This is a genomic window from Vibrio sp. ECSMB14106 (genome assembly GCF_000972265.1).
GTDB classification, from domain to species: domain Bacteria; phylum Pseudomonadota; class Gammaproteobacteria; order Enterobacterales; family Vibrionaceae; genus Vibrio; species Vibrio kanaloae.
On sequence record NZ_LAUM01000002.1, the window covers coordinates 93,679 to 105,735 of the forward strand.

General features: G+C 44.0%; 11 protein-coding genes. 6 read left to right on the forward strand and 5 right to left on the reverse strand.

What is annotated here, in order from left to right:
- Window positions 1–151: 151 nt before the first annotated feature.
- Window positions 152–379, reverse strand: a complete 228-nt coding sequence (locus WR49_RS01950; RefSeq protein ID WP_017055236.1) for a hypothetical protein — start codon at window positions 377–379, stop codon at window positions 152–154.
- Window positions 380–1,007: 628 nt separating this feature from the next.
- Here WR49_RS01950 and WR49_RS01955 point away from each other — a divergent pair.
- The 6 genes from WR49_RS01955 to WR49_RS01980 all read left to right on the forward strand — a co-directional run bounded on the left by WR49_RS01955 (window position 1,008) and on the right by WR49_RS01980 (window position 8,390).
- Window positions 1,008–2,657 (forward strand): ATP-binding protein, encoded by a 1,650-nt coding sequence (locus WR49_RS01955; protein ID WP_032547857.1) that lies wholly within the window; start codon window positions 1,008–1,010, stop codon window positions 2,655–2,657.
- A 69-nt stretch (window positions 2,658–2,726) separates the two neighbouring features.
- Window positions 2,727–3,422, forward strand: a complete 696-nt coding sequence (locus WR49_RS01960; protein ID WP_017055238.1) for a response regulator — start codon at window positions 2,727–2,729, stop codon at window positions 3,420–3,422.
- 501 nt (window positions 3,423–3,923) lie between these two features.
- Window positions 3,924–5,426 (forward strand): glucose-6-phosphate dehydrogenase, encoded by a 1,503-nt coding sequence (gene zwf, locus WR49_RS01965; protein ID WP_017055239.1) that lies wholly within the window; start codon window positions 3,924–3,926, stop codon window positions 5,424–5,426.
- Entirely contained in the window at window positions 5,423–6,139 is a 717-nt protein-coding gene (gene pgl / locus WR49_RS01970) for a 6-phosphogluconolactonase (RefSeq protein ID WP_017055240.1), read from the forward strand. The genes zwf and pgl overlap by 4 nt, the downstream gene beginning before the upstream one ends.
- Before the next feature lie 28 nt (window positions 6,140–6,167).
- Window positions 6,168–7,616: a decarboxylating NADP(+)-dependent phosphogluconate dehydrogenase gene (gene gnd, locus WR49_RS01975; RefSeq protein WP_017055241.1), complete on the forward strand. Its 1,449-nt coding sequence runs from the start codon at window positions 6,168–6,170 to the stop codon at window positions 7,614–7,616.
- Window positions 7,617–7,976: 360 nt separating this feature from the next.
- Window positions 7,977–8,390, forward strand: coding sequence for a VF530 family DNA-binding protein (locus tag WR49_RS01980; RefSeq protein ID WP_017055242.1), 414 nt, complete (start codon window positions 7,977–7,979; stop codon window positions 8,388–8,390).
- A gap of 95 nt (window positions 8,391–8,485) precedes the next feature.
- On the opposite strand, the gene WR49_RS01985 is transcribed toward WR49_RS01980, so the two are convergent.
- The 4 genes from WR49_RS01985 to WR49_RS02000 all read right to left on the reverse strand — a co-directional run bounded on the left by WR49_RS01985 (window position 8,486) and on the right by WR49_RS02000 (window position 11,880).
- Window positions 8,486–8,677: a hypothetical protein gene (locus WR49_RS01985; protein WP_017055243.1), complete on the reverse strand. Its 192-nt coding sequence runs from the start codon at window positions 8,675–8,677 to the stop codon at window positions 8,486–8,488.
- A 221-nt stretch (window positions 8,678–8,898) separates the two neighbouring features.
- On the reverse strand, window positions 8,899–9,657 hold the full coding sequence (locus tag WR49_RS01990) for a sulfite exporter TauE/SafE family protein (protein ID WP_017063809.1): 759 nt from the start codon (window positions 9,655–9,657) through the stop codon (window positions 8,899–8,901).
- 191 nt (window positions 9,658–9,848) lie between these two features.
- The gene (locus WR49_RS01995; RefSeq protein ID WP_046222884.1) at window positions 9,849–11,369 is read right to left on the reverse strand and encodes a tripartite tricarboxylate transporter permease; all 1,521 of its coding nucleotides are present in this window, start codon (window positions 11,367–11,369) and stop codon (window positions 9,849–9,851) included.
- Between the two features lie 10 nt (window positions 11,370–11,379).
- Complete coding sequence (locus WR49_RS02000; protein WP_046222885.1) at window positions 11,380–11,880, reverse strand: tripartite tricarboxylate transporter TctB family protein; 501 nt, start codon at window positions 11,878–11,880, stop codon at window positions 11,380–11,382.
- Window positions 11,881–12,057 lie beyond the last annotated feature (177 nt).

A 12,057-nucleotide genomic window follows, 5' to 3' on the forward strand; every position in this document is an offset into this window, starting at 1 on the left:
ATTGTCTCACACCAACAGAAGTCTCATAACTCGTCAATCAAGTGTAATAAGATAGAGTGATGAAGATGTCAAAGATAAATAACACTTAAAAAGCACGCCGAAGCGTGCACTCTAAGTTCTGTAAATAGTTGTCTTTACAGCATTAAGTGGTCTATTTAAAGCTTGGACAATGGTGATCGGCTCGCCATACCAATTGCTTTGACCCTTGCATTGTTTGTAATAAATCTTTGCCTGACATTTGCGGAAATGCTAACAATACCTTGAGATCGCGTGGGGATGCATCGTCTTTCTCATAGGCTCTTACATGAGTGAAAGTAGATTGTAAGTGTTTGAATAGCATAGTCTTAGTTAGACAAATTCCAAAATTATCGCGTTTCATTGCCTGGTTTCCTTTTCAACAATGTTTGTACGTTATGTTTTTTATCCCGTTGTCATTGGGCATCACCACTGGCTTACATGCCCTTATTATTAGTGTTTTTTCGTCGTTAACTGAGTCTAGCTGATGTTCCACTAGCACCTCTGAGTTTTCATTCCTGTCTACTGTTTAAGTAGAGGCAAACAAATAGGGTTGGAGACATCACTCATTTTTTTAACTTTCTCAACAGCAAAATTACAAGTTTCTTACTGTACGACACGTCTAGCGGGTCAATGATTGTTGCCTTTCTGTTAATCCAAATTGCGACCTAGATAGCTGTCTTAAAATGGAGACTTACAGTTTAACAACAATAAATTTCTTCATATGCAACTATTGTAATTGTATTTATTTTAAACAACCTAAAAACACCTAAAAGCTAAGTGATCTAGCTCAATGTTTACTCGTTTATTTATTTTTTGAGTCAATCAGCTCTGAAATTGAACAATAGCCTAAGTGACATAACGTAAGGGATTACTAATTAAGAGCCAACCCAATTATTTAGTTGAGTAACAGTCACAAATTCGTATAAGTACAAAGGCTATCGAATTAACTTGGTGTTAACATCAATGGCTAAGTATTAGGGACGTTCTATATGAAATGGAGTAGCATCAGCTTCAGAAAAAGGTTGCTGATTATCATGACGGTCACTGGGCTCGTTGAACTTTTGATACTGTCTGCTGCAGGTTTTTATTATATCAAGCAATCTCAAGAGCAAGAGATGGGGTTGAAAGCATTAGGTGTTGCTGAATTTCTATCCGAATCGCCACTTGTCACCAGTATTATTCAAGAAAATGGAACGTTGGATGCTAATGGTGTTCCCTACGTTCTGTCTGAAGAAACCCAAGTTAAATTTCGTAACCTTACTCAGCTGATTGGCGCGGCGTTTATCGTTGTGGGAGATGATAAAGGTATCCGCTTGATCCACCCTTATGATGACAGGCTCGGTAAACCAATGCGTGGTGGCGATAACCAAAAAGCGTTGGTATTGGGTGAGTCTTATGTGTCGACGGCTAAAGGTTCACTCGGTTTTTCTGTACGTGGTAAATCTGCAGTCAAAGATGCTCAAGGCAATGTCATTGGCGTGGTTTCTGTAGGTTATTTATTGGATTCATTGCAAGACAGGATTGAGCCTTATTTAGCCTTTTTGATCGTGATGGCTTTGTTGGTGGTTGCGGTCAACGCTTTGATTTCAAGTTATGTCTCTCGCCGTTTTCAGCGCGCTATTTTAGGCTTTGAGCCTGAAGAGATAGGCCGATTGTATGTTGAGTTAGATGTAACCATGAGTACCGTGAAAGAGGGCATTCTGAGTATCGATAAGCACGGCATTTTGCGTTCTATTAATAAAAGTGCCTGCGATATTTTGTCGATAGACAGGGATAAATCCCTTAATCAGCGCCTTGCCGATGTATTGGCTGGCAGTGATTTGGAGAAACTTTTATCAACGGGAGAAATTGACCACGATGTTGAATTATACCTGAATAACAAACGAATTATTGCTAACCGTAGCCCAATTACTGTGGCCGGTGAAGTGGTCGGTGCGGTGTCCAGTTTCCGATTACGAGATGAGATTAATGATTTAACTGATCAGCTTTCTCAAACTAAAGAGTATGCGGATTTGCTACGTTCGCAAACGCACGAACACCAAAATAAGTTAAACACTATCAGTGGCCTAATTCAGATGGGCGAGTTGGATTCAGTACAGCAACTGATTGGCCAAGAAACCGCACACTACCAAAGCTTGATCGAGTTCTTGCGTGAAACCGTTAAAGACCCGCTTATTGCAGGTATGCTCTTAGGGAAAACGGAGCGCGCGAGGGAAATTGGTTTAGAGCTCAAAGTCGAAGAAGGCTCAAGGCTTGAAGCGCTGCCTAGTTGGCTGAACGCGGATGACGTTGTCACAATTCTAGGCAACCTGATTGATAATGCCTTTGATGCCACTATGACGGCTATTAAGCAAGAGGCTCAAATTGCTCCAGCGCGTCGGGTTATTGAAGTTTCAATCAGTGATTTTGGTAATGAAATTATCATAGAAGTAGAAGACAAAGGGTGTGGTTTACCGAAAGACTTGGAGACCAAAGCACTCACCGAAAAAGGCGTCTCGAGTAAAGCGAAGCAAAATCGCGGTGTTGGTTTGTATCTGATAAAGCAACTGACAGATCGATATCAAGGTCAGCTTGAAATGGTCGACAACCACGACTTTGGCACACGAATGACGGTTTATTTGCCAAAAGATGAACAATAATAATTAAGCGCGAAGCGATCTTGTGAAGATCATCGTGACGGAAAAAGCATGGTTAAAGGAAGAACATAAATGAGCGCAATCACGAGAGTCATGGTCATTGAAGATGATATTGCGATTGCAGAGCTACACCATCGTTATTTAGAACAGATGGGTGGCTTTGATGTGGTGGGGATTGCGACCACGCAGTCTGAAGCCTTAATGCAATTGGATATCTTAAAGCCGGATTTGGTTTTGTTGGATGTGTATCTCCCTGATGGGTGTGGATTGGATATTCTGAATCACGTAAGAGGAAGCAATCAAGGTTGTGACGTTATCTTGATTACTGCTGCTCGGGATGTGGATACTCTGCAACAGGCAATGCGCGGTGGAGTGGTAGATTATTTGTTGAAACCTGTGATGTTTCCTCGCTTAGAAGCGGCGCTGAAAAAGTATCAATCGCGACAGCAAGAGTTTGAAAGTGTATCGGATTTGAACCAAGGCTTGGTTGATAAGATGCTGCAAGCCAATGCGAAAGCGGGCTCAGGAAAGGTATCAACCTTACCCAAAGGAATTGATGGCGTAACGTTGGATAAGATCAGAGCGCTTTTTCAGCAAGTAAGCGCGACCAACATCACGGCGGACGAAGCGGGTGAACGTATTGGTGCAAGCCGAACCACAGCCAGACGCTACTTAGAGTTTTTGATCACGACGGGTGAGTTGGTTGCCGACTTAAACTATGGCACCGTCGGTCGCCCTGAGAGGTGCTATAATAGAGCGAAACGATAGGGCAAAATTAGAAGGTAGTACTCTTTACTTAAAGTCTTCCCTTCTACTTAAAGCTCCTCCTGCTTAAAAGATTCTCGTTTGCTTGAAGGTAGCGCTTAATTTAAACGTAGAATGCGAAATCAGTTGAGTAAAGCGCTGTTTGCTTTCTTCGGATATCCCGCAGTTAACTCCACCGACCAGATACCATTCTTTATTAACTACAATGTTCGTGAACGAGGAATTATCGTCACAACGGGCTTTACGAACTCAATAATCGCTTATATTCCGGACAAAGTGAGCCAATATTTAATCGATTGCCTTCACAGTGGTTGATGTAAATCAAATAGTCATAGACAATACTGTCCCGAATAGAGGTGATAGCTTTCACCCTCGTTTACCAAACGCATTCTCAAGTGTAATAGGCACTTGCTATTGATGTAATAGTTAAGACCTATTATCTATTTTTGTATGTCGCTGATACCTTTGGCGAATACTAAAAACCTTGTTTTTATAGGAAAGATGATGGTAATACCTGAAAACAGCAGCATCGTTATTTTTGGTGCGTCGGGAGATCTAACTTATCGTAAGTTAATTCCTGCTTTATACCACCTGTATGCTAGCAATCAACTTCCTGAATCCTTTGCGATTCTTGGAGTGAGCCGTACTGAGTACAGCGACGAGTCTTACCGTGAGAAGCTGAAGAAGTCTCTTCAGGAAATGGAAAAAACTGAACCAGAGACGCTAAATGCATTCATTGAGCATTTGCATTACCAGGCGATCAACACTTCAGATGTAGACGACTACGCTCGTTTAGCACAACGTCTAGATAATCTTGAGCAAGACTACCAATTCGAAAACCATAACACACTGTTCTATTTGGCAACGCCGCCAAGTTTATATGGTGTGATCCCAGCAAACCTTGCTGCGCATGGCCTGAACGATGAGAAGAACGGCTGGCGTCGTCTTATCATTGAGAAGCCATTTGGTTACGACCTAGCATCTGCTCAGGCGTTGGATGAAGAGATCCATCATCACTTCCAAGAACACCAGATCTACCGTATCGACCATTACCTTGGTAAAGAAACGGTACAAAACCTTCTAGTGCTTCGTTTCTCAAACGCGATGTTTGAACCACTGTGGAATCGTAATTTCATTGATTACGTTGAAATCACGGGTGCTGAGTTCCTAGGCGTTGAAGAACGTGGCGGATACTACGACAGCTCTGGGGCTGTGCGCGACATGTTCCAAAACCATCTGCTACAAGTACTAGCAATGGTAGGCATGGAGCCGCCAGCTCAAATCAATGCGGATTCTATTCGTGACGAAGTGGTTAAAGTCCTTCAGTGTCTAAAACCACTAGAAGAAGATGATCTGCGTAAAGACTTGGTCCTAGGTCAATACACAGCATCAGACGTTCGCGGCCAGCAATTGTTAGGTTATCGTGAAGAACCAGGTGTTGCGGATGACTCTCGTACTGAAACTTACATCGGCTTGAAAGCTCACATCAATAACTGGCGTTGGAATGGTGTTCCTTTCTACGTACGTACTGGTAAACGTTTACCTACACGTGTAACTGAAATCGTGATTCACTTTAAGAACACACCACATCCAGTATTTGGCCAAGATGCACCAGAGAACAAACTGATTATCCGTATCCAACCGGATGAAGGTATCCAGATGAGCTTTGGTTTGAAAGAACCTGGTGCAGGCTTTAAGGCAAAAGAAGTCAAGATGAACTTCTCTTACTCTGACTTGCCTGAAACTCAAATGCTAACGGCTTATGAGCGTCTGCTTCTTGATGCGTTAAACGGTGATGCAACTCTGTTTGCACGTACTGATGCGGTAGAAGCATGTTGGAAATACGTTCAACCAATCTTAGACTTCAAACAAGATCCTCAAGCACTGTTTGGCTATGCTTGTGGTACTTGGGGCCCACAGGAGGCGGATGAGCTTCTGCAACGTGATGGCCGAGCATGGCGTTTCCCATGCAAAAACTTAACAGACACGGATTACTGCGAATTATGATCAATCACAAGATCTTTGCAACGCCAGAATTGGTCGTTGAAAACCTAGCAAACGAAATGAAAGCTTACAGTGAACAGGGCAGACCTGTTCATATTTCATTGTCGGGCGGCAGCACGCCAAAAATGCTCTTTAAGCTGTTAGCTCAAGCACCATACGCAGAAGGTATTCAATGGAATAACCTTCATTTTTGGTGGGGCGATGAACGTTGCGTGGCACCAGATGACGCTGAAAGCAACTTCGGTGAAGCGAATGCGTTACTGTTTTCGAACGTGAACCTTCCGGCAGAGAATATCCACCGCATCCGTGGTGAAGATGAGCCTAACGCTGAAGCCGAGCGCTTTGCTAAAGAAATGGCTGATGTGATTCCTTGTGAAAACGGCACGCCTATTTTCGATTGGATTCTGTTAGGTGTTGGTGCCGATGGCCACACAGCTTCGCTATTTCCGGGTGTAACTGATTACCAAGACGAGAGACTCTCTCTATTAGCTTCTCATCCTGAGTCCGGTCAAATCCGAGTTTCTAAAACGGCAAAAGTTTTAGAAGCAGCAAAACGAATCAGTTTCCTAGTACTGGGTGCAGGTAAAGTTGAGATCGTTAAAGAAATTCATACAACTCCTGCTTCAGAATTGCCTTATCCGGCAGCGAAAATCCAGTCTAAAGCTGGCGAAACAGAGTGGTTCCTAGATTCAAGTGCAGCAAGTGCTATCGCATAAGTGCGAATAGCCGCAAGGAGATAAAATAATGAAAGGTGATATCGGTGTAATTGGCCTAGCAGTAATGGGTCAGAACCTTATCCTAAACATGAACGACCACGGCTTCAAAGTTGTGGCTCATAACCGTACTGCTGCTAAAGTAGACGAGTTCCTAGAAGGCCCAGCTAAAGGTACTAACATTGTTGGTGCTTACTCTCTAGAAGAGCTAGTTGAGAAGCTAGAAGCGCCACGTAAAGTGATGCTTATGGTTCGTGCTGGTGACGTTGTAGATACGTTCATCGACAAGCTTGTACCACTTCTAGACAAAGGCGACATCATCATTGATGGCGGTAACACTAACTTCCCAGACACTAACCGTCGTGTTGCTGCTCTTCGTGAGAAAGGCATCCACTTCATCGGTACTGGCGTTTCTGGTGGTGAAGAAGGTGCTCGTTTCGGTCCTTCTATCATGCCCGGCGGTTCTCCTGAAGCTTGGGAAGCGGTTAAGCCTATCTTCCAAGGTATTTCCGCGAAAACTGACGCGGGTGAGCCTTGTTGTGATTGGGTTGGTAACGACGGTGCTGGTCACTTCGTTAAGATGGTTCACAATGGCATCGAATACGGTGACATGCAGCTTATCACTGAAGCATACCAGTTCATGAAAGATGGCCTAGGTATGAACCACGACGAAATGCAGGCTGTATTTGCTGACTGGAACAAAACTGAACTAGACAGCTACCTAGTAGAAATCACTGCTGATATCCTTGGCTACAAAGATGAAGACGGTGAAGCGCTAGTTGAGAAGATCCTAGACACTGCTGGCCAAAAAGGCACAGGTAAATGGACAGGTATCAACGCACTAGACATGGGTATCCCACTGACTCTAATCACTGAGTCTGTATTCTCTCGTTGCCTGTCTGCACTTAAAGACCAACGTGTTGAAGCTGAGAAACTGTTCGGCAAGACGGTTGCTCCAGTTGAAGGTGACAAGCAAGAGTGGGTTGATGCAATTCGTCAGGCTCTACTGGCTTCTAAGATCATCTCTTACGCTCAAGGTTTCATGCTAATGCGTGAGGCGTCGAACGAAAACGGCTGGGATTTAAACTACGGTAACGTTGCACTTATGTGGCGTGGCGGTTGTATCATCCGTTCTGCATTCCTAGGCAACATTCGTGATGCTTACGAAGCGAACCCAGAGATCGCTTTCCTAGGTTCAGATGCATACTTCAAAGGTATCCTAGACAACTGCATGAGCGCTTGGCGTAAAGTTGCAGCTAAGTCTATGGAATCTGGCATCCCAATGCCATGTATGACTTCTGCACTAACGTTCCTAGATGGCTACACTACAGCCCGTCTTCCAGCGAACCTTCTACAAGCTCAACGTGACTACTTCGGTGCTCACACTTACGAGCGTACTGACCGTCCACGTGGTGAATTCTTCCACACAAACTGGACTGGTACAGGCGGCGATACTGCTTCTACAACTTACGACGTATAATCGTTAGTTAGATTCAGTTAAGAACAATATTGTTCTTATCAGCGATACAGAGAAAACAAAAGGATGCTAATCGGCATCCTTTTTTGTTGCTTGAGCATTTTTGTTAATTTGAATGGTGAGGTTTCGGAACCGAAGAGGACACCCGAGATGCAGGGCCGTTGATGATACCCCGAATGTTAAATGACCAATTCGAAATTAATTTTAAAGATAAATAGGATAACGAGCATGCTTTATGCCATCATAAAGGCATAAATAAGGGCAATGGATGTAATGCCCAAGTGATTGAGCTAGAAATGGTCAGTGATGACGGTGTTCTAGAGTAAATTCAAGGCCTTTAGTTGCCTTGAAAAAGGTAATGTTATGACTGAAGAAGAAAGAATCGAACTGCAACAAAATAACCCATTGCACGGCTTAAAGCTTGAAACCATGATCACTGAATTAGTCGATCATTATGGTTGGGAAATTTTAGATGCGGCAATGCGCATGAACTGCTTTAACACTAAACCAACGGTAGCAAGTGCTGTTAAATATTTAAAGAAGACAGAATGGGCTCGTGAGAAGGTAGAAAACTTTTACCTGTACCGTTTTAAGCGTATGCCTAAAGCGTCTGATATCGAATATCAGATGCCACCACGTTCACGTACGTTCCGTCACGGTTTAGAACCTCGTGAACCAATGGAGTTGACGGTTGAGTCTATTCAAGCGTCACAAGCTAAAGCCGCGTCTGCTTTCAAAGAGCGCCGAGGTGGCAACGGTCGTAACTTTCGCCGTTAGAGCGGACGTCGCTAGTTCGACGACGTGATGAGCACAGAATATATTAGGAGCCTAAGTGCTCCTTTTTTATGAGTTAAATTTGAAACCGTTGAAGATTACCGATCGCGTCTCTTCTTTTTATTCTTGCAAAGATCGGCGATATAAACGATCGCACTGATAATCAAAAATAGTGCTGACACGGAAAACAGAGCTGGCATATTTAAGATCCATGCGAATGTTGCTGTGAGAAAAGCGACAAAGCAGATGAGGCGACTTGATGACATGACATGACCGAGTTTAATGTTCATAACGTCTCCTATGAAGTATCACGTACCACATAAGAATTATCCCATTCTCAGTAAAATAAAGGCTAAAAAGAGTCTAAATTATTCTCAAATTTGCTAATTGGCAGACTCGCTTCACATATTATTGCGTGGTTGTTTTATGAGCTATAAAGTAGTGAAAGATAAACTCAGATGTCATTTTTACCGGTGACCTCTGTTTAGTCTATGTAATGTTTGAACCCCAATTAACTTGAATAAAAGAAATATGCGGTGATTAAAAAACTCGCGATGATTACTGTGTTACGAACATATTGTTGTGGGATACGGCGAGAGATTTTTGCTGAGTAATAGCCACCAACCAAGGTCCCCATCAAAACGGCCATGCCTGACGGCCAATCAATAGAGCCATTCACGATAAAAAATACGATCGCAGCGAGGGAAGCACACGCGGACACGAGCAGTTTGATGCCATTCATCACGTTGATATTGGTGTAACCAGCCAGCGCCAAGTAGCTCAATGTCACAATGCCCAAACCTGCATTAAAATAACCACCGTAGATACAAACAATCAAAAGCAATAAAGCGGAAAAGAATGCACCTGCGCTGGTGGCATGCTTATGTTTTGCTGTGGCTTGCTTTAACCATTTATTGAGCGTGCCGCCAAACGTGAATAGCAAAGCTGCAAACAGCAACAGCCAAGGAACGGATTGAGTGAACAGAGCTTCTGGTGTGTGAAGTAGCAAGAAAGCCCCGATACCACCGCCAATGACACATAAAGCAATGGTCAGTTTTAGCTGCTTGGTACCAGATTGAATTTCGTGGCGCAGAGCGTAGGCTCCGCTAATGTATCCGGCACACGAAGCAAAGGTATTAGTCGCGTTGGCTGCTATTGGTGGAACGCCAGCAAACAATAGAGCAGGGAAGGTGATAAAGCTGCCGCCACCCGCAATGGAGTTAAGCACACCGCCAATCACGCCTGACAAGAATAGAATCAACCAATCCATAGTTTAGAATCCAATACGTTAACTAATTGGTTACCTTACTTGAATTTGTTATGAATATCAGCGCCATGTGTGTTGTAAAGATAGGTTTGTGAGTTTGCTACCATCTTTAACCGCTGGTTTGAATTGAGGCTCTAATTGAAAAAAGGAGCCAATGGCTCCTTTCGTTGAGGTTTAGTTGATTCGGTAAAGCTTTACACTTCTACTGGTTTTGTTCTAAAGCTCTTGAACAGCTTAACTAGAATCGGACTAGCAAGAACCAATACAGCCAAGATAGTGAAGGTCATCGTAATAGGGCGTTCCCATAAGAAGTTCAGCTCACCATCGCTGATCATCAATGCACGTCTTAAGTTCTCTTCCATTAAGCCGCCCAATATGAAGCCTAACAGTAATGGTGCCAATGGGAAGTTGGCTAGCCTCAACGCTATCGCTGCCATCGCCACAATTAGCATCACAAACACATCCATCGTGTTGAATGACACCAAGTACACACCAGTGATTGAAAAGAAGATAATCATTGGCAGTAGAACCGTTCTAGGTACCGCTAGCAGTTTAGAAATATAAGGGATTAAAGGCAGGTTCAGAATAACCAATACAATGTTGCCAAAGTACATAGAGATAATCACCGACCAGAATACATCTGGGTGTTCAACGAACAGGCGAGGGCCCGGTTGGATGCCGTAAGCGATCAATGCACCTAGCATGATTGCAGTGGTACCAGATCCCGGAATACCTAGCGTCAGTAGCGGAACGAATGAGCCACTTGAAGCTGCGTTGTTTGCTGATTCAGGAGCAACAAGACCACGGATACTGCCTTTACCGAACTCTTTCTGCTTGTCTTTTGGCGCTAGACTACGCTCCATGCCGTAGCTTAAGAAAGCTGCGATAGTCGCGCCTGCGCCCGGTAGAATACCGGTAAAGAAACCGAGAATAGAAGAGCGGATCGAAACTGGCGCTACTTCTTTGAATTCTTCTTTGGTGACCTTCATGCTACCAATATCGGCCATCTTTTGGCTTTCTTCTGCGCTGGTGTCTTGCTCTGGTTTTAGAATACCCATCAAGGTTTCACCCAGTGCGAACGTTGCCATCGCTAATAATAGGAAGCTGAAGCCATCCATCAGATCCGTTAGGCCAAAAGTGAAACGTTCAACGCCAACGCCTTTGTCGATACCAACAGTTGATAGCATTAAACCAAGAATGGTCATCATCCACGCTTTGATTACCTGACCTGGGCCTGCAAACGCCGCTACAGCGGATAAGCCTAATAGCATCAATGCAAAGTAGTCTGAAGATTGGAAGCTCAATGACACGCTTGCTAGAGCCGGTGCGGCAATCAAAAGCATGATTGCTGAAAGCGTACCGCCTGTGAAAGAAGAGTAAGCTGCGAGTGCAAGAGCTTTACCCGCTTGGCCTTTTTGAGCCATCGGGTAGCCGTCAAACGCGGTTACTACCGTTGAAGAACAACCCGGAGCATTGATTAAGATGGATGATGTTGAACCACCAAATACCGCACCGTAGTAAACACCGGCCATCAAAATAAGACCAGAAGATGGGTCTAGGCCGTAAGTGATAGGGATCATCAGAGCAATGGCTGAGATTGGACCTAACCCCGGAAGCATCCCGATGAAGGTACCTACGAAACAGCCCACGATTACCATCATGATGTTCATTGGCATCACAGCGGTAGAAAGTCCTTGTAAAATTCCGTCTAACATAATGTTATCCCTACCAAAGAGTGAAGATTAAACCAGGCTCTAGGTAGATATCTAAGCCTTGAGTTAAAAGAAGAAAGAACGCGATAACGAAAGGAAACGACGCGCCAAACAAGATAGATTTACGACGCTCACCCAGTAGGTAAAAGCCTGCAAGTAAGAAGAAGCTGGTTGCTAAAACAAAGCCAAGATAAGTCAGCCCAACACCGTACAGTGCCATTAACACTAAGAAGCCAATCAGCAGTTTCCAGTTCAGCGGCGTTGTGTCACATGTGACTTTCTTATCCGGTTGTCCTGTTATTAGCAGGATCAACGAGAGGCCAATGCCGATAAACGTCAACAGGGTAGGTAAGGTTCTTGCTGTGAAGGGTTCGTACTCGTCACCGGGAAACAAAGGAATCAGCGTGGTTTGGTAGCCGTAGCACAAGCACGCCAGCATAAAGATCAAAGCTCCGAGACGATCGCCTGAAAGCAAAGATTCCTTACTGAAAAATTTGGTTGGTAAGTCCGACATATCCAACTCCATTTGGGGTGGTATAAAAAGTAAAAAAGCCGTACATGAGCGAGTCAATGAAATGTCTGGGATCACTAACCAAAGGTAAGCGAATTACGGTACTGGTTTATCAGCCACTTGCGTTTACAACGAATCGGCAAGCGTTAGTAATACGTCTACGAATAAACAAAGGAGTTT

Bases quoted from the DNA above. Each gene is read 5' to 3' on its own strand.
- WR49_RS01950 (WP_017055236.1), bottom strand. From the start codon at position 379: ATGAAACGCGATAATTTTGGAATTTGTCTAACTAAGACTATGCTATTC.
- WR49_RS01955 (WP_032547857.1), top strand. From the start codon at position 1,008: ATGAAATGGAGTAGCATCAGCTTCAGAAAAAGGTTGCTGATTATCATG.
- WR49_RS01960 (WP_017055238.1), top strand. From the start codon at position 2,727: ATGAGCGCAATCACGAGAGTCATGGTCATTGAAGATGATATTGCGATT.
- zwf (WP_017055239.1), top strand. From the start codon at position 3,924: ATGGTAATACCTGAAAACAGCAGCATCGTTATTTTTGGTGCGTCGGGA.
- pgl (WP_017055240.1), top strand. From the start codon at position 5,423: ATGATCAATCACAAGATCTTTGCAACGCCAGAATTGGTCGTTGAAAAC.
- gnd (WP_017055241.1), top strand. From the start codon at position 6,168: ATGAAAGGTGATATCGGTGTAATTGGCCTAGCAGTAATGGGTCAGAAC.
- WR49_RS01980 (WP_017055242.1), top strand. From the start codon at position 7,977: ATGACTGAAGAAGAAAGAATCGAACTGCAACAAAATAACCCATTGCAC.
- WR49_RS01985 (WP_017055243.1), bottom strand. From the start codon at position 8,677: ATGAACATTAAACTCGGTCATGTCATGTCATCAAGTCGCCTCATCTGC.
- WR49_RS01990 (WP_017063809.1), bottom strand. From the start codon at position 9,657: ATGGATTGGTTGATTCTATTCTTGTCAGGCGTGATTGGCGGTGTGCTT.
- WR49_RS01995 (WP_046222884.1), bottom strand. From the start codon at position 11,369: ATGTTAGACGGAATTTTACAAGGACTTTCTACCGCTGTGATGCCAATG.
- WR49_RS02000 (WP_046222885.1), bottom strand. From the start codon at position 11,880: ATGTCGGACTTACCAACCAAATTTTTCAGTAAGGAATCTTTGCTTTCA.